The organism is Streptomyces sp. NPDC047315 (assembly GCF_040643215.1).
In the GTDB taxonomy this organism is placed as follows: Bacteria; Actinomycetota; Actinomycetes; order Streptomycetales; family Streptomycetaceae; genus Streptomyces.
Genome location: NZ_JBEYTZ010000007.1, coordinates 130,687 through 147,316 on the forward strand (window position 1 = coordinate 130,687; position 16,630 = coordinate 147,316).

Consider the following 16,630-nt stretch of genomic DNA (forward strand, 5'->3'; position numbering starts at 1 on the left):
GGCCGCTGCGCGTTCACGTGTACGACGAGTACCTGTCGGGTGCACGATGATGAGAGGCCACCACCGAACCTCAGGGGGCTTCGCACCATGGCACCACGCGTCCTGCTCGTCCGACACGGCCAGACCGAATGGTCCCGGCTCGGCAAGCACACCGGTCGTACGGACATTCCGCTGCTGGAAGAGGGGCGGCGCGGGGCGAAGCTGCTGGGCGAGCGGCTGCGCCGGGCCCCCTGGGAGGGGCTGCCGGACGTGGAGGTCCGCACCAGCCCGCTGGCCCGGGCTTCGGAGACCTGCGAATTGGCCGGATTCGGCGACCGGGCGACGCCCTGGGACGCGCTGATGGAGTGGGACTACGGCGCGTACGAGGGCCGTACGACCCCGGAGATCCAGGCGGACGGGCGGCCCGACTGGGTCATCTGGCGCGACGGCGTCATGGGCGGGGAGACGCTGGCGGACGTCACGGCGCGCGCGGACGAGGTCGTGGCGTGGGCCCGCTCGGCGGATCGGGACGTGCTCCTCTTCGCGCACGGGCACGTGCTGCGGGTGCTGTGCGCCCGCTGGCTGGGCTTCGACGCGGCGTTCGCGGCGCGCATCCACCTCGCCCCGACGTCGCTGTCCCTGCTGGGCTGGGCGTACGGGGAGCCGGCGCTGGTCCGCCTGAACGACATCGCGCACCTGGAGGACCAGGCGTAAGCGCCGACCGGTCCTCTTGCGGAGGGCGGGAGAATGGAGCGGTCGCGAGCGGGACGGTGCACGCCCCCTCGCGGTGCGCTCCGCACGCCGCCCGGACCCGAAGGAAGTGCCATGACGGAACACCCGCAGCCACGCAAGCCGCGGCCCGCCGCGCTGCTGTTCGAGCCTGCGGAGGTGGCCGCCGACCAGGAGCACTTCTTCGACCTGGAGTCGATGGACGACCCGCGGGAGCTGCTGGCGCGGGCGACCGAGCTGACGCTGGCGTTCCGGGCGGCGACGGACCGGGCGGTGGAGTACCAGGCGCTGGCCGCGGCCCAGCTCGCCGATCCGCGGCGGTTCGACCGGCTGACGCCGGCGGACATCGCGGAGCGGGCGGGGTGGACCGAGGACTACGCGAAGAAGATGATCGAGTTCGGGCGGGGCCTGCGCAACGGCACGCCGTAGCGCCCCGCCCGCCCCATGCGGCCCGGCCCCAACGTCCGGGCCCGCGCCGCGCCCCCTCAGCCGCTCGCCGTTTCCTTGCGGAGCGTTGACTCCCGCGGCCCGGTGGGGCTTGTTCGCGCAGTTCCGCGCGCCCCCAAACACCCCCATCTGCCCCTGCGGGCTCATTCGTCTCCACCGGCCGGTGGTGGGCTTGTCGCGCAGTTCCTCCCCCTGTGCCCTGCGGGCACGGGGGCACCCCCACCTACGCCCTGAGGGCGTGGGGGGACCCCCAGCGCCACCGGTTTCGCTTCCCCCGTCCTATGTCTGCGGGCAGGGTGTTCAGGAGCGCTGGGGGTCCCCCCCAGGGCGTAGGAAACCGCGGGCACGTCATAAGGGCGCGCGTGGACGCGAACGTACGGGCTAGTGGGGCGGCACCTTAGCGAACATCCGGGCGAATCTGCCCGGGAACTTCACATCTGGCATATGCCGGGGCGGCACGATACCTCGCGTCGCGCCACGCTGTCCCCGCTTTGGGGACACTCTGGAACCATGCGATCACAACCGGTAGACGTAGGTGCCATGAGTGCTTCGCTGCGAGACGACCACGACCTGCTGCTCTCCGTCGGCGACGAGGAGCGCCCGACGGATCTGTTCTCCCTCCTGAAGGAGGAGCGCAGGCACCACGTCGCCCAGGTCACCACGCAGGGTGCCGCCTGGCTCGCCTCTGCAGGAACGTATCCGCGCTCCCTGCTCACGCGCTGGGAGAGCCGACCGTCAGCCCCCGCGGTGCTGCCCTGCGGCACGGTCTTCGACGTCGTGAACGTGCCCGCCGTCTTCGGGCGGCAGATGCTGGACCGCCTCTGGGAGGAGGGCCCCGGCTCGGGGCCCGTCGCCGCCCACCGAGGCCGGATGCTGCTCTTCGCCGCGCCCGGCACCGCCTGCCGGCTGCCCGCCCTGCTGGCGTGGGAGGAGTGGGGCGCCGCCGTGCCGCCACTGCTGTACCACGGGACCGGGGACGCGGTGACGGTCCCGCCGCTCGTGGCGGGGGACGACGCGACGGAGGGCTCCGCTCCGCGCTGGCTGGTCGCCCCCGGGACCCGACATCCCTGGCTGCCCGGGCCCGACGTGCTGCTGTGGGCGTGCGTCCGCGCGGCCCGCTCCGCCGCCGCCCCCGGCCTGCGGACATCGATTTCTCCTCCCGCCGACCCGGGTGCTAATGTCTACGACGTCAGCAGGCGCCGCTAGCTCAGTTGGTTAGAGCAGCTGACTCTTAATCAGCGGGTCCGGGGTTCGAGTCCCTGGCGGCGCACAGACGGAAGAAGCCCCTCGCGACAGCGGGGGGCTTCTTCGTGCTGCACCCCCGGCTAGCCGGGGGTGACCTTCACCGTCCACGCGCCCGTCGCCGTCCGGTCCGTCACCTCGATCCGGGTCCGCTCCCCCGACGCCCCGGCGAGAGTGAACGTTTCGCCGACGCCCAGCGGCGCATCGGCCAGCCGCGGGTAGACCGACCGGTCCCAGCACGCGTCGGTGTCCGGGTGGGTGTCGACCACCTCCACCGGACCCCCGCCGGACGCCGTGTCCGCGTCGATCCGGTAGAGCAGTACGCCCTCCGTACAGGTCGACCGGTCGTTGCCGACGGCGCCGCGCGCCTCGATCGCGAGGGCCGAGCCCGCGCCGGTGCGCACGACCACCAGCCGAGTGCCGAGGCCCCCGCCCGGCGCGGGCTCCGCGCCGACCGGCTCCAGGGTGATCAGCTCGGGCCGGGTGACGCAGCGCACGTCGCGGTCGGCCAGCCAGCCCAGCTTCCACTTGTGCCAGGCGAAGAGGTCGGGGGCCATGCCGAACTGGCTGCCCATGACGTCCCAGTCCCCGACGTGGGTGTCCCAGTCGCCCTTGCCGTCCACCGGCCGGTGGTAGAGGTCGGGCAGGTCGAAGACGTGCCCGGTCTCGTGGGCCAGCACGTTGCGGTCCGGCGGGTGCTGCTCGAAGACCGTGACGACGCGTCTGAGCTCGACCCCGTCATAGGTGAGCGGGCGCTCGAAGTTGACGACCTTGGTCGCGTCGGAGTCCACGCCCGGGGCGTCCGGGTCGGCGACCAGGTAGACCACGTCGTACCGGGAGAAGTCGACCTGTCGGTCCGCGGCGTCGAGCGCGTCCCGCAGGTACGCCCGCCGCAGGGCCGGCTCCCAGTCACGGCTTATGTCGTACGCCGACGACGGCTTCGGCATCCGCACCCAGCCGCGCTGCGCCTTCGCCCGCAGGCTGAACCGGCCGTAGGAGGCGCGCTCGAAGAAGGCGCTGGTCGAGGGGAAGTGGTCGGCGGCGAGTTCGGCGGGGGTGGTGCGCGGGGTGGAGTCCGGGAAGGACAGGAAGACCATCACCGCGTCCAGGTCCCCCGTGGGCCGGGGGTAGGAGTCGTTCCAGGTGTCGAGGCCCAGCGAGTGGTGCGCCTGGGTGCGCGGGAGGGCGCAGGAGTCCGACGACGTCTTGGCGACGGCGGGGCCGGCCACCAGCGAGGTCGCGGCCAGCGCCATCAGGGAGGTGAGGGCGGCGGCTGCGCTGCGCGCGCGGCGCCGCTCCCCGCCGCCGTCACCTCCGCCACCGCCACCGCCACCGTCGCCGCTTCCGCTCCCGGGGCGGTGCCGGCCGCGTCCTCCGCCGGAGCCGCCCCGTCCGCCGGGGCCGGGCCCGCGCCGACCGCCCGACCGGCGCCGCCGTTCCCGTACGCCTCCGCTGACCCAGGTGAACCCTTCAAGACCACCGGGCCCACGAGTCTCGTCGCCGCGCGCAGAGAGCTCAGGAGGCTCGGAGCACTCAGAGAACTCAGAGAACTCAGTGAACTCGGGAAGCTCAGAGAGCTCGGGGAACTCCCGTCCCACCAGATCCGCCGGGACCCGACAGTCGAACATTCGGCCGCCCGGCACTCCCCCGGGCGGACCCGGGGATGACTGCTGACGCTCCACGTCGACCTCCGGCTGCGGAATGGGGGCACCTCGACGACCACTTTGTGGTGATTTCAAGGCGTACGACCAGTTCCGCTGCCCCAGTCGGGTGACCGGCCCGAAACCGGTCCGAAACCGACCCGAGACCGGAGCGCCCCCGAACCGGCGCCGCGGCGCCCCGAGGGCCACGGAGAAGACACGGTCCGGTCAGCGCGGGATCAGAACGACACTTAAGGATGCTCCAGGTCGGGCAGACTTACGCAGAAACGATCTGTCAAAGTGCGCCGACGACCGACGCCCCAGTGGCGGAGGTGGAACGGCCGACAGGCCAGCCTCTATGATCGGCACACTTTCCCGGTCCGTTTCCTGAGCTTTCCTCGGCTTTTTCAGCACTTTCCCTGAGCTCTCTCGGTTTCCCCGGCTTCATCCGATCTCTGACTCTTTCCGACCACATCCACGACACAACTGCACTGCGGGAGTGAATGCGGTGAGCGGATCCCCCGAAGGAACAGGGCCCGGACGGGAGTACCGGACCGCGTTCGACGCGGCCCCCCTCCCGATGGCGGTCGTCGGGCCCGACGGCCACGTCGTCGGCGCCAACCCCGCCTTCGCCGGACTCGTCGGTCGCGACCCGGTCGGCGCACGCGCCGCCGACCTCACCGACCTGGCGTCCGACCGCCGCATCTGGCAGGCGTACCGCGACGTGCTGCGCCGGCGGCGCCCCCGACTGCGCTGTACGCGCCGGCTGAAGCACCCCGACGGGCGGGTGCTGTGGGTGGACGTCGACCTCACCCCGCTGCCCGGCGGCGAGCGCACCGCTCTGCTGTGCGTCACCGACGTCAGCGACCGGCGCGAACTGCGCGCCCGGGTGCGCCATCTGGAGATGCACGACGCGGTGACCCGGCTGCCGAACCGCGCGCTGTTCTTCGAACGGCTCACGACCGCCCTGGAGTCCGCCGCGTACGACCGCAACTCCACCGGACGGATCGGGCTCCTGTACCTGGACGTGGACGGGTTCAAGGCGGTCAACGACGCACTGGGACACGGCACGGGCGATCGGCTGCTGACCGCCGTCGCGGCCCGGCTCACCGAGTGCACGGCCCGCGTCGAGCCACCGCGCTGCGGCGGCGGCCATCTGGTGGCCCGGCTCGGCGGCGACGAATTCGCCGTGCTCGTGGAGGAGTCGACGGGCACGGAGCAGCTGTCCGACCTCGCCCGGTGCGTGCTCGCCGCGCTCCAGCGGCCGTTCGAGCTGGACGGACAGCAACTCTCGGTGACCGCATCCATCGGGGTGGTGGAGCGGGCCGCGGCCGGGACGACGGCGACGGGGCTGATGCAGGCCGCGGACACCACGCTGTACTGGGCGAAGGAGGACGGCAAGGCCCGGTGGACCCTCTTCGACCCGGAGCGCAACGCCCACCGGCTGACCCGGCAGGCGCTGTCGTCCTCGCTGCGCCCGGCTGTGGAGCGCGGCGAGTTCGTGGTGGAGTACCAGCCGCTGGTGGGGCTCGCGGACGGGGTGGTGCACGGCGTGGAGGCGCTGGTGCGCTGGCACCACCCGCAGTTCGGGACCCTGGCGCCGAATCGGTTCATCTCGATTGCCGAAGAGGACGGCTCCATCGTGCAGTTGGGGCGGTACGTGCTGCGGACGGCCTGTCGGCAGGCGCGCCGGTGGCAGGTGGACCACCCGGGGAGCCGGCCGCTGGTGATGAGCGTCAACGTGGCCGTGCGGCAGGTCTGGGACTCCGACCTGGTGTCGGACGTGGCGGACATCCTGGCGGAGACGGGGCTGCCGGCGCACCTGTTGCAGTTGGAGCTGACGGAGTCGGCCGTGATGGGCTCGGCGGGCCGGCCGCTCCAGGCGCTGCAGAACCTCAGCGACATGGGGGTGCGGATCGCCATCGACGACTTCGGCACGGGGTATTCGAACCTCGCGTACCTCAGTCGGCTGCCGGTGTCGGTGCTGAAGCTCGACGGGTCGTTCGTCCGGGCCTTCCAGGACGAGGCGCCGCCGAACCCGGCGGACGAGACGATCGTGGAGGCGCTGGTGCAGTTGGCGCACCGGCTGGGGCTGACGGTGACGGCGGAGTGCGTGGAGACGGCGGGGCAGGCGGATCGGCTGCGGCGGATCGGGTGTGACACGGGGCAGGGGTGGCACTACGCGAAGGCGCTGCCGCCGGAGGGCATTGCGGAGATGATCGCCCTCCCCGCGCTTCGGGCGTAGCCCGCAGCGCGCCCCCGTCTGCGGGTCGGCCCCCGCCGGCCCCGACGGCCAAGCGCCGTAGCACTAAAGCTTGTCTGCCACCTGCGGACCGTGCGTGGCTGTTCGCGCAGGGAAACGGCGGGGGCGTCCCGGAGCAGAGCGTGAGCAATGGGTACCGCCCCCGCCCGGGAAAAACTCCGGGCGGGGGCGGTGTTGTGGGGGGAATGCAGTGGCTCTCGGGGGGTGGTGCCTACGCGGTGGTTAGCTGTGGGGGGTCACCGCGTAGGCACCCGGGGTTCAGCAGGGACCCTGGTCGCGCCAGACTCCCCACTCGCCGCCGGTGCCCGGCTCGCTGCCCTGGGTCCACCACTGGGCCTTGTAGGAACGGCCCTTGTGGGAGACGACGGCACCGGCGTTGTAGACGTCGGCAGCCGCCCAGGGGGTGCCGCAGGCGGGGCTGGGCGACGGGTTCGGGTTGCTCGGCGAGGGGTTGGGGTTGCTCGGCGTCGGCGACGGGGTGGGCCGCACGCTCTCGCCGACCGCGGCGACGACGTCGTTCAGCAGCTTGGTCTGCTCGTCCAGGCCGATGAGGGAGTACATCATCGCCCCGCCCAGGCCCTTGCTCTTGGCGTACGCGGCGCGGGCGTCGATGGCCCGCTTGTCGAGCCCGGTGAAGAACTCACCGTCCTTGTAGAAGTACGCGGCCTTGGCCTCGTCGTCCCAGAAGGTGGTCGCCGGGTTGTCGACGATGCCGCCGAGCTCCTTGTAGTTGGCGATGCCGGCCGCCTGGCTCAGCGGACGCGGGGCGCTGCCGCCGTTGGCGGACTGGGCCAGCCCGTTCTTCGCGCCGGCCGGGACGTTCTTCCAGCCGCGGTAGTACATCTCGTAGCCGAGGGTCAGCTTGTTCGCCGGGAAGCCGCCGGCGATGCCGTAGGCGGGGCTGCCGTCGATCCAGGCGCGGACCGCGTTGTCGACCGAGTACTTCTCGGTGCCCGGCGCGATCGGGTTGGTCGGGTCGGACGGCGGCGAGTACAGCGGCGACTGGTGGTAGGTCGGGCCGGTGGAGTTCCAGGCGCCGTGCATGTCGTACGTCATGATGTTCGCGTAGTCGAGGTACGCGCCCACCTTGTCCGTCTCGATGTGCTTGATCTTGTCCTGGCCGGCCGGCATCGCCGCGGTCAGCAGGTACTTCTTGCCGCCGTTGGCCGTGCCGTACTCGTCGAGCTGCTTGCGGAACTCGGCGAGCAGCAGGGTGAAGTTGGCCTTGTCCTCGGGGCCGTAGTGGTTGCCGAGGTGGCCGCCGTTCGAGCCGGGGTACTCCCAGTCGATGTCGATGCCGTCGAAGATGCCGGCAGCGGTGCCCGGGCCGCCGTAGCCGTCGGCCTTCGGCACGTCTCCGGTGATGTACTGCTTGATGCAGGAGGAGACGAACTTCTTCCGGCTGGCGTCGGTCTTGGCCGCGTCGTGGAAGTACTTGGAGTACGTCCAGCCGCCCAGCGAGATGTTGATCTTCAGGTGGGGGTGCTTGGCCTTCAACTTCTTGAACTGGTTGAAGACGCCCGCGATGGGCTGGTCCCACTTGTCGCCGACGCCGTCGACGCTGTCCGCGGCCGAGAAGGTCTTCTGGTAGTCGGCGTACGAGTCGCCCGCGCCGTCGCCGGCGTTGGGGTTGTTGTCGTCGCCGGCCGCCTTGTTGGCCTGGAAGCAGGTCAGCTCGGTCGGGTGGATGTTGCCGAACGAGTAGTTGATGACGTCCAGCTTCTTGGCGATGCCGCGGGTGTCCAGGTGCTTGGGGTAGAAGGCGTTGCCGTACACGCTCCACTGGTCGTAGTACGCGATCTTCACCCCGGCGCTGCCGGGCGCGGCGGCCGTCGCCTGGGCGGGCGTGCTGGCGTTGCCCGTCGCGGCGAAGCCGGCGAGGACGCCGGCGGCCACGGCCGCCGTCGTCACCGCTGCGATCAGGGGTCTGCGGGAGCGCACGAACTGCCTCCGTGTGTGGGGGGAACTGGTGGGGGTGCGGACCCGTTGTGTGCAACACGGGCCGGAGAAAGAGATAGCGATCCGGCCAGCGTCGCGTCAATGGTCTCGACCAACTTCCAGCGAAGAAGGACTAGACCAATTTCATGGAAAAAGCCCTCGTCAGAGCGTTGCGATGAGAAAGATGAAAGAGTTCTCACCGTCACTGACGAGTGCTTTAACCACGTTTTAAGGATGAGTTAAGGGCCGAGTTAACTGATCTCGGGGACCGTTCAGCGATGAACCATCCGAGGGCGCCCCTCGGCCCGTCCGGACGCCCCTCGGCTCACGGCCGGGGCGGAAGCGGCCCTTCCGGCAACCCGTAGGCGTCCGCGATGAGTTCGTACGAGCGCAGCCGCGCCCCCTCGCCGTGCACGTTCGCGGTGATCATCAACTCGTCGGCGCCGGTGCGCTTCTGGAGGGCGTCGAGCCCGTCCCGTACGGCGTCGGGCGTGCCGTGCACGATGTTCGCCAGCCAGTCGTCGACGAACTCCCGCTCCAGGGCGGTGAAGCGGTGCGACTCGGCCTGCTCGGGGGTCGGCATCAGCCCCGGGCGCCCGGTGCGCAACCGCAGCATCGCCAGCGCGCCCGTGAGCACCTCGCGGCGGGCCTCCGCCTCGTCCTGCGAGGCCAGCGCGGCCACCCCGATCAGCGCGTACGGCGCGTCGAGCACGGCGGACGGGCGGAAGGACTGCCGGTAGAGCTCCAGCGCGGGGACGGTGTTCCGCGCCGAGAAGTGGTGCGCGAAGGCGAAGGGCAGACCGAGCGCGCCGGCGAGCCGGGCGCTGAAGCCGGAGGAGCCGAGCAGCCAGAGCGGGGGCCGGCCGGCGGGCCCCTGGACGGGTCCTGGCACGGCGTGGATCCGGGCGTAGGGATGCCCGTCGGGGAAGTCGTCGTCGAGGAACCGGGTCAACTCGGCGAGCTGCTGCGGGAAGTCCTCCGCGCCCTCGCCCGCCCGCGCGGTGCGCCGCAGGGCGGCGGCGGTCCCGCCGTCCGTGCCGGGTGCCCGCCCGAGGCCGAGGTCGATCCGCCCCGGCGCCAGCGCTTCCAAGGTGCCGAACTGCTCGGCGATCACCAGCGGCGCGTGATTGGGCAGCATCACCCCGCCGGATCCGAGCCGGACGGTGGAGGTGTGCGCGGCGAGGTGGGCGAGGATCACGGCCGGGGACGAGGAGGCGACGCCCGGCATGGAGTGGTGTTCGGCGACCCAGTGCCGGTGGAAGCCCCGCGCTTCGGCGAGCTTCGCGAGGGACACGCTGGTGCGCAGGGCGTCGCTCGCGGTGCGGCCCTCACCTACCGTGACCAGGTCGAGTACGGACAACGGCACCGGCGCGGCTCCCAGCGCCGTGCCCCTGACGGGGTCGCCCCCGGAGGTCTCCTGCCTTGTGTGGTCCACCGGTTCAGCCCTTCGTGCGCGGACGAGCAACGTACAACAGGGCGACAACAGGAGGGTTCCTCCGGTTATTCCCGGGCCGCGCCGGGGTTTCGTCGCGAAGCCGCCCGCATACCTGCATGCCTTTCGGGTAGCCGCGCGGGCATGGCTCGACCACAGGAGAGAACCAGACACGGCACGACCGGGAACACCACCCGCACCACGGCTGGCGAGGAGCCACCCGGACGACGGATAGGACGCCGCTCGCTGCTGGCCGGCGCCGCCGCGATAGGCACCCTGGGCGCACTCGGCGCGACCACGGCGTGCAGCCGCGTGTCCACCGCCGGCGAGGCCGGCGGCGGTGGGCTGCTGGAGCAGCTGCGGGCGAAGGGGACCGTACGCCTCGGCCTCGCCGGCGAGCAGCCGTACGGCTACATCGGCACGGACGGCAAGATGACCGGGTCCGCCCCGGCGGTCGCCCGTCGCGTCTTCGAGGAGCTGGGCGTCGAGGACGTGCAGCCCTTCCCCACCGAGTTCGGCTCGCTGATCACCGGCCTGAACTCGCTCCAGTTCGACGTCGTCGGCGCCGGGATGTTCATCACGCCCGTCCGCTGCGAGCAGGTGATCTTCTCGGACCCGGAGTACCAGTCGGTCAGCGGCTTCCTGGTGCCCAAGGGCAACCCGAAGGACCTGCACAGCTTCGAGGACGTCGCGAAGTCCGGTGCCAGGTTCTCCACCGCGGTCGGGTACGCGGAGATCGAGTACGCCAAAGAGGCCGGGATCAAGAACATCACGACCCTGCCGGACCAGCTCGCCGGCCGCCTCGCGGTCGAGCAGGGCCGGGCCGACGTCTTCGCCGGCACGATCGTGGCCGTGCGCAACGTCGCCAAGAGCAGCAGCCGGGTCGAGGCTTCCGCGGAGGTCACCCCGTACGTGAAGGGCGAACCGGTGATCGACGTCGGCGGCTTCGCCTTCCGCACCCCGGAGACGGACCTGCGGGACGCCTTCAACCGGGAGCTGCACAAGCTGAAGCGCAGCGGTGAGCTGCTGGAGCTGATGCGGCCCTTCGGCTTCGGCGAGAAGCAGATGACCACGATCCGGGCGAAGGAGAGGTGCGCGCCATGAGCGACATCACCCCCGGCCTGTGGGAACTCCTGCTCAAGGGCGTGTGGATCACCGTTCAGCTCACCGTCGCCAGTGCGGCCCTGTCCGCGCTCGTCGCCCTCGCCGTCGGGTTGGCGCGCACGCACCGGCTGTGGATCGTCCGCTTCGTCGCCGGCGCCTACTTCGAGGTCTTCCGGGGCACGTCGGCGCTGATCCTGATGTTCTGGATCTTCTTCGTGCTCCCGATGGGCTTCGGCTGGCAGCTCGTCCCGATGTGGGCGGCGATCCTGTCGCTGGGCCTGACGTACGGGGCGTACGGCTCCGAGGTCGTGCGGGGCGCGGTGGCGGCCGTCGCCGCCGGGCAGCGGGAGGCGGGCGTCGCGCTCGGCTTCACCCCGGCCCAGCAGCTGCGCAAGATCGTGCTGCCGCAGGCGTGGCCGGAGATGATCCCGCCCTTCAACAACCTGCTGGTCGAGCTGTTGAAGGGGACCGCCCTGGTGTCGGTGATGGGCGTGGCCGACATCGCGTTCGGGGCGTCGCTGGTGCGCAACGCGACCGGTGACAGCGCGCCCGTGTACACGGTCGTCCTGCTCATGTACTTCGTCCTGGCGTTCGTGCTCACCCGCGGCATGCGGGCGCTGGAGCGGCAGGCCAAGGCGGGGCTCGGCAAGGACGTCGAGCCCTCCCTCGCGGCCCGCGCACTGGCGCGCCGCCGGGTGCGGGCGACGGCGGGAGGTGAGGGCTGATGGAGTGGGACTGGTCCGCGGTGGGCGACTTCATGCCGCGGTTCTGGGACGGGCTGTGGGTCACCCTCCAGGCCCTGGTGTTCGGTGCGCTGCTGGCGTTCGCGCTGGGTCTGGTGTGGGCGCTGGCGCAGCGCTCGCCGTACCGCGCGGTGCGCTGGCCGGTGTCGGCGGTGACCGAGTTCGTCCGCAACACCCCGCTGCTGGTGCAGCTGTTCTTCCTCTACTACGTCCTGCCGGAGTGGGGACTCACGCTCTCCGCGATGGTGACCGGGGTGGTGGGCCTCGGGCTGCACTACTCCACGTACACGGCCGAGGTGTACCGCGCCGGCATCGACGGCGTCCCGGTGGGCCAGTGGGAGGCCGCGACCGCACTCAGCTTGTCGCGCTCGCGCACCTGGGGGACGGTGATCCTGCCGCAGGCCGTGCGGCGGGTGGCCCCCGCCCTCGGCAACTACGTGATCGCGATGCTCAAGGACACTCCGATGATCTTCGTGATCGGGGTGATGGAGATGCTCGGGCAGGCGCGTCAGTTCTCCGCCGAGACCTTCCTGACGGTGGAGGCGTTCACGGTCGTGGGCGTCGCCTTCATCGTCATCTCCTACCCGGCATCCCTCCTCATGCGAGCATTGGAGCGTCGTCTTGTCCACTGACAGCACCCTCGCCAAGCCCCCCGCCGAGCCGCAGGTCGAGGACCTGATCCGGTTCGACGGCGTCACCAAGCGGTTCGGGTCCCGCACGGTCCTGGACTCCCTGGACCTGTCGGTCCACCCCGGCAAGCACGTCACCCTCATCGGGCCCTCCGGATCGGGCAAGACAACGATCCTGCGGCTGCTGATGACCCTGCTGAAACCCGACGAGGGCACGATCAAGGTCGGCGGTCGGCACCTGTGTCACGAGGAGCGGGGAGGCAGACTCGTGCCCGCGGGCGACAAGCACGTCCGCGAGGTCGCCAAGGACATCGGCATGGTCTTCCAGCAGTTCAACCTCTTCCCGCACATGAAGGTGCTGCGGAACATCACCGAAGCGCCGATGCACGTCCTCGGGCTCTCCCGGGACGAGGCGGAGGAGCGCGGACGCGAACTGCTGGAGCTGGTGGGGCTCGGCTCGTACACGGACAGTTACCCCAGTCGGCTCTCCGGCGGCCAGCAGCAGCGGGTGGCGATCGCCCGCGCGCTGGCGATGCGGCCCAAGGTGCTGCTGCTGGACGAGGTGACCTCGGCGCTCGACCCGGAGCTGGTGGCCGGAGTGCTGGACCTGCTGCGGGACATCGCCCGGAGCACGGACGTGACGATGGTCTGCGTCACGCACGAGATGAGCTTCGCGCGGGACGTGTCCGACTGCGTGATGATGTTCGACGAGGGGCGGGTGTTGGAATTCGGCCACCCCGACAAGATCTTCAGTGCGCCTGAGCACGATCGGACCAGGGAGTTTTTGAGCGCCATCCTGTAGAACACCTGCACGAACGTCCGCCCCGCCCGCACGCTGGACCATTCCTCTGGCATATGCCAAGCACATGAGCCCCAGCGTGTGGGGGTGACGGACATCAGCATTCTGGCCAACGGGCGTACTTGTGGCGGCTCTTGACCGCTATCGTGGTAAAGGAAGCTTGCGGTGACGACCTGCTAGGGGGAGACCGTGGCGCTCAAGCCCGAGCCGGCTGTGTCATTCCAGTCGGTCCAGTACGTGCTGCGCGTACTGGAGACGATCTCCAGGCACACCGGCGGTGTCACCGAGGAGCAGATCGCCCGCGAGACCGGCCTGCCACCGGCGCACCTCGCGCCCATGCTGGACATGCTCCGCAGCGAGGGCTACGCGGAGCTGGTCACCGACGGTGCGTACGGCATCGGCGACTCCCTCGTCCTGCTCGGCTCCGGCCACGAGCGCCAGCGCGCGATCGAGGAGAAGGTCCAGGCCACGCTGACCGAGCTGCGCGACTCGGTGGGCGCGGCGGTGTACGTGAGCCGGTACATCGACGGCGAGGTCCGGATCACCCAGTACGCGGACGGTCCGCTGACGCCCAAGGTGAACGAGTACGTGGACTTCCGCTTTGCCGCGCATGCGAGTGCCGTGGGGAAGTGCCTGCTCACGCAGCTCGACCGGGACGGTCGGCGGGACCACCTGTCCCGGCACAAGATCACCCGGTTCACGTCGCGGACGATCACCAGCGAACAGCTGCTCTTCTCGAAGCTGGACAGCCAGCCGGCGACGGTGCCGGTGCTGGACCTCCAGGAGTACGCGGTGGGGACGGTGTGCGCGGCGGTGCCGCTGACTGCGGGGGCGGCGGTGGGGTGCCTGGCGCTGTCGATGCCGGTGGAGCATGCGCATCGGTTGCGGTCGGCGGCGGATGCGCTGAATCGCAGCGCGGCGCCGATGGCTCTCTCGCTCACCTTGTGACCGCGAGCCGCGCTCGGGGCCCGGGCCCGTGACACCGCCGCCGTTTCCCTGCGGGAGCGCTGGCCGCTGTGGCTGGGGCCCTGACACCGCCGCCGTTTCCCTGCGGGGTGCGTTGGTCTCCGCGGCCCGGTGGTGGGTTGCTCGCGCAGTTCCCCGCGCCCCTGATTCGCTGCCCCCGTCATTCGCCTGCGGGCTAGGGCAGGGGGTTTAGGGGCGCTGGGGGTCCCCCTATGCCCTCAGGGCATAGGGGGCGGAACTGCGCGACAAGCCACAGACTGCCCGCAGGGACCAACGCACCCCGCAGGGAAACGGCGGAAACGTCAGGGCGGGAGGGCACCAGCCGCGGGGGCTCGTGGTGCAGCGCACTCCATTGGAGCAGGTAGTATTTTTCTCGTCAGGCGCCGCTAGCTCAGTTGGTTAGAGCAGCTGACTCTTAATCAGCGGGTCCGGGGTTCGAGTCCCTGGCGGCGCACATGCGCGTACGAGGCGTTCCGGGGCACCCCGGGGCGCCTCGAATGCGTTTGCGGGGGCACGCGTGCCGGGGTTCTCTGGAGGTGGTCACCTCGTCGGACCGAACCCGGAACGGAGGCGACGATGACCGCCGAAGAGAACATGCGGCTGATGCAGACCCTCGACGACGCGTGGAACGCCCAGGACTGGGACACCTTCGAGGCCCGCCACTCACCCGACACGATCGTCCGCTGGCCCGGTCAGAGCGAGCCGACCCGGGGGCGTGGCGACCACCGGGCCGAGGCGGTGGAGTTCTACAAGACGTTCCCGGACAACCGCGTGGGGAACCGGCCGTACAAAGTGCTCGTAGGGCAGGGCGAGTGGACCTGTTCCGTCGCCCGGTTCACGGGGACGATGACCGGGCCCATGAAGGGGCCCGGCGGGGAGATCCCGCCGACCGGGCGCGCCTTCGACGTGGACTTCTGCACCGTGGCGCGCTGGGTGGACGGCCGGATCGTGGAGGAGAACCTCTTCTACGACCTGGTCGGGCTGATGCAGCAGATCGGCCTCAACGACTGAGGGCGACCGCGTCAGCGCTCCAGCAGCTCCGCCCGACCCTGCTCCTCGAAGCGGGCCCGTAGCGCTTCGACGTCCGCCCCGGTGAGTCTGCGGTACGCGCACTCCCCCGGCGGGCGCCACCACACCGGGTCGGCGCAGCGAAAGCCCTCCCGGCGCAGCGCAGCGCGGTGGATCTTGTTGGTCGCGGTGACGGGCAGCTCCGCGCCGACCCGGACGAAGCGGGGTGCCATCTTCGTCCCCAGGTCGGGCTGGGCGGCGAGGAACGCGGCGAACGCCCCGGGGTCGAAGTCGGGCGCCGCGAGCGCGACCATCACCTCGTCGCCTGCGACCGGGTCGGGCACCGCGTACACCGCCACCGCCGCGGCCGGCGGGAAGCGGGCCAGGATGCCCTCGATCACCGCGGCGGCCAGGTTCTCGCTGTCGACGCGCAGCCGGTCGTCGGCGCGGCCGGCGAAGTAGAAGAAGCCGTCGGCGTCGCGGAAGAACAGGTCCCCGGTCCAGTACCAGCCGCCGCGGCGGCGGGCCGCGTCCGCCTCCGGGTGGCGCCAGTAGCCCTCGAAGGGGTTGGGGGCGCGGTTCACGAGTTCGCCGATCGCCTCGGCGCCGTTCAGCAGTCGGCCGGCGGGGTCGAACCGGGCGGTGGCGCGCTCCGCGCCGGTCGCGGGGTCGACGACCGCGAGGTCGCTGCCGGCGCTCGGCCGGCCGATGGCGCCGGGCGGGGTGTCGGGGGTGCGCTGGACGGCCGCCCCGCCCTCGGAGGACCCGTACCCCTCCACGAGCCGTACGCCGAAGCGGGCCTCGAAGCGGGCCGCGTCGACCGCGCCGGCCTCGGTGCCGAAGCCGAGCCGGAGCCGGTGCGTCCGGTCGTCCGGCCGTTCGGGGGTGGCCAGCAGGTATTGGACGGCCCGGCCCACGTAGGTGAAGTAGGTGGCGTCGAAGGCGCGTACGTCGTCGAGGAAGCCGGACGCGGAGAAGCGCTCGCGCAGCGCCACCGATGCCCCCGCCACCAGCGCCGGCGCCCAGTCGGCGAGCACGGCGTTGCCGTGGAACATCGGCATGCAGACGTAGTGGACGTCGTCGGGGCGCACGGCGAAACGGTCGGCGAGCGCCGCGCCGGCCGCGGCCAGCCGGCCCTGGCTGCAGATCGCCGCCTTGGGCGCGCCCGTCGAGCCGGAGGTGAAGTACAGCAGCAGCCTGCTGCGGGGGTCGACGGGCGACAGCGCGGGCACGTCGTCGGGGACGGCGTCCGCGTAGTCGGCGAGCAGGTCCTCGTACGCGTCGGCGTCGGTCACCAGCACCCGGATCCCCGGCAGGTCGAGCCCGTCGAGGAGGGGGAGGTGGGCTCGCTGGGTGAGCAGCAGCCGGCACTCGGTGTGCGTGACGTCGCGGGCCAACTCGGCGCCGCGCCTGGTGGGGTTGACGCCCGCGACGGCGGCCCCGGCGAGGGCCGCCGCGCCGAGCCACAGGGGGTACTCCACGGTGTTGTCGAGCAGCACCCCGACGTGCGGCTGCGCTCCTCGCGGCAGGAGGTCCGCGAGGAGCGCAGCGCGCGCTGCGGCGCCGGCGGCGACCTGGTGGTGGCTGAGGACCCGGCCCCGGGTCCTCAGCCCCACCCGTCGGTCACCCCACTGGCGCCGGACGAGCTCCGCGACCGTCGTGGCCGCGTCCGTGCGTGCGTCCGTCATGGCGCCGCACGGTAGCTGACTTC

14 protein-coding genes and 2 tRNA genes are annotated in these 16,630 nt (G+C 71.4%); 12 read left to right on the plus strand and 4 right to left on the minus strand.

Annotated features, from left to right (window positions below):
- Positions 1-87: 87 nt before the first annotated feature.
- The 4 genes from ABZ842_RS09975 (at position 88) to ABZ842_RS09990 (ending at position 2,425) form a co-directional block, all read left to right on the plus strand.
- Positions 88-693, plus strand: coding sequence for a histidine phosphatase family protein (locus tag ABZ842_RS09975; RefSeq protein WP_361534673.1), 606 nt, complete (start codon positions 88-90; stop codon positions 691-693).
- A gap of 111 nt (positions 694-804) precedes the next feature.
- The gene (locus tag ABZ842_RS09980) at positions 805-1,137 is read left to right on the plus strand and encodes a hypothetical protein (protein ID WP_361534676.1); all 333 of its coding nucleotides are present in this window, start codon (positions 805-807) and stop codon (positions 1,135-1,137) included.
- Positions 1,138-1,695: 558 nt separating this feature from the next.
- The gene (locus tag ABZ842_RS09985; RefSeq protein WP_361534679.1) at positions 1,696-2,361 is read left to right on the plus strand and encodes a bifunctional DNA primase/polymerase; all 666 of its coding nucleotides are present in this window, start codon (positions 1,696-1,698) and stop codon (positions 2,359-2,361) included.
- Positions 2,352-2,425, plus strand: a tRNA-Lys gene (locus ABZ842_RS09990). The genes ABZ842_RS09985 and ABZ842_RS09990 overlap by 10 nt, the downstream gene beginning before the upstream one ends.
- 55 nt (positions 2,426-2,480) lie before the next feature.
- Here ABZ842_RS09990 and ABZ842_RS09995 read toward each other — a convergent pair.
- On the minus strand, positions 2,481-3,650 hold the full coding sequence (locus ABZ842_RS09995) for a M6 family metalloprotease domain-containing protein (RefSeq protein WP_361534682.1): 1,170 nt from the start codon (positions 3,648-3,650) through the stop codon (positions 2,481-2,483).
- 895 nt (positions 3,651-4,545) lie between these two features.
- Here ABZ842_RS09995 and ABZ842_RS10000 point away from each other — a divergent pair.
- Positions 4,546-6,282, plus strand: a complete 1,737-nt coding sequence (locus ABZ842_RS10000) for an EAL domain-containing protein (RefSeq protein ID WP_361534685.1) — start codon at positions 4,546-4,548, stop codon at positions 6,280-6,282.
- 276 nt (positions 6,283-6,558) lie between these two features.
- Here ABZ842_RS10000 and ABZ842_RS10005 read toward each other — a convergent pair whose 3' ends face one another.
- Positions 6,559-8,241, minus strand: coding sequence for a glycosyl hydrolase family 18 protein (locus ABZ842_RS10005; protein ID WP_361534688.1), 1,683 nt, complete (start codon positions 8,239-8,241; stop codon positions 6,559-6,561).
- Positions 8,242-8,563: 322 nt separating this feature from the next.
- The gene (locus ABZ842_RS10010) at positions 8,564-9,673 is read right to left on the minus strand and encodes an LLM class flavin-dependent oxidoreductase (protein WP_361534691.1); all 1,110 of its coding nucleotides are present in this window, start codon (positions 9,671-9,673) and stop codon (positions 8,564-8,566) included.
- A gap of 309 nt (positions 9,674-9,982) precedes the next feature.
- Here ABZ842_RS10010 and ehuB point away from each other — a divergent pair, with 309 nt between their 5' ends.
- From ehuB to ABZ842_RS10045, 7 genes are all read left to right on the plus strand, one after another.
- Positions 9,983-10,774: an ectoine/hydroxyectoine ABC transporter substrate-binding protein EhuB gene (ehuB, locus tag ABZ842_RS10015; RefSeq protein WP_361535149.1), complete on the plus strand. Its 792-nt coding sequence runs from the start codon at positions 9,983-9,985 to the stop codon at positions 10,772-10,774.
- Complete coding sequence (ehuC, locus tag ABZ842_RS10020) at positions 10,771-11,499, plus strand: ectoine/hydroxyectoine ABC transporter permease subunit EhuC (RefSeq protein WP_361534694.1); 729 nt, start codon at positions 10,771-10,773, stop codon at positions 11,497-11,499. Before ehuB ends, ehuC begins: the two co-directional genes overlap by 4 nt.
- On the plus strand, positions 11,499-12,149 hold the full coding sequence (gene ehuD, locus ABZ842_RS10025) for an ectoine/hydroxyectoine ABC transporter permease subunit EhuD (RefSeq protein ID WP_361534697.1): 651 nt from the start codon (positions 11,499-11,501) through the stop codon (positions 12,147-12,149). The genes ehuC and ehuD overlap by 1 nt, the downstream gene beginning before the upstream one ends.
- Entirely contained in the window at positions 12,139-12,948 is an 810-nt protein-coding gene (ehuA, locus tag ABZ842_RS10030; protein WP_361534700.1) for an ectoine/hydroxyectoine ABC transporter ATP-binding protein EhuA, read from the plus strand. The genes ehuD and ehuA overlap by 11 nt, the downstream gene beginning before the upstream one ends.
- A 186-nt stretch (positions 12,949-13,134) precedes the next feature.
- Entirely contained in the window at positions 13,135-13,893 is a 759-nt protein-coding gene (locus ABZ842_RS10035) for an IclR family transcriptional regulator C-terminal domain-containing protein (RefSeq protein WP_361534703.1), read from the plus strand.
- A 398-nt stretch (positions 13,894-14,291) separates the two neighbouring features.
- Positions 14,292-14,365, plus strand: a tRNA-Lys gene (locus tag ABZ842_RS10040).
- Positions 14,366-14,487: 122 nt separating this feature from the next.
- Entirely contained in the window at positions 14,488-14,922 is a 435-nt protein-coding gene (locus ABZ842_RS10045; protein WP_361534706.1) for an ester cyclase, read from the plus strand.
- An 11-nt stretch (positions 14,923-14,933) separates the two neighbouring features.
- On the opposite strand, the gene ABZ842_RS10050 is transcribed toward ABZ842_RS10045, so the two are convergent.
- The gene (locus tag ABZ842_RS10050; protein ID WP_361534709.1) at positions 14,934-16,607 is read right to left on the minus strand and encodes an AMP-binding protein; all 1,674 of its coding nucleotides are present in this window, start codon (positions 16,605-16,607) and stop codon (positions 14,934-14,936) included.
- Between the last annotated feature and the right edge of the window lie 23 nt (positions 16,608-16,630).

What these genes read in the sequence shown, in the direction of transcription:
- ABZ842_RS10050 (WP_361534709.1), bottom strand. Translation starts at nt 16,607, where the DNA reads ATGACGGACGCACGCACGGACGCGGCCACGACGGTCGCGGAGCTCGTC.
- ehuD (WP_361534697.1), top strand. Translation starts at nt 11,499, where the DNA reads ATGGAGTGGGACTGGTCCGCGGTGGGCGACTTCATGCCGCGGTTCTGG.
- ABZ842_RS09975 (WP_361534673.1), top strand. Translation starts at nt 88, where the DNA reads ATGGCACCACGCGTCCTGCTCGTCCGACACGGCCAGACCGAATGGTCC.
- ABZ842_RS10045 (WP_361534706.1), top strand. Translation starts at nt 14,488, where the DNA reads ATGACCGCCGAAGAGAACATGCGGCTGATGCAGACCCTCGACGACGCG.
- ABZ842_RS09980 (WP_361534676.1), top strand. Translation starts at nt 805, where the DNA reads ATGACGGAACACCCGCAGCCACGCAAGCCGCGGCCCGCCGCGCTGCTG.
- ehuC (WP_361534694.1), top strand. Translation starts at nt 10,771, where the DNA reads ATGAGCGACATCACCCCCGGCCTGTGGGAACTCCTGCTCAAGGGCGTG.
- ABZ842_RS09995 (WP_361534682.1), bottom strand. Translation starts at nt 3,650, where the DNA reads ATGGCGCTGGCCGCGACCTCGCTGGTGGCCGGCCCCGCCGTCGCCAAG.
- ABZ842_RS09985 (WP_361534679.1), top strand. Translation starts at nt 1,696, where the DNA reads ATGAGTGCTTCGCTGCGAGACGACCACGACCTGCTGCTCTCCGTCGGC.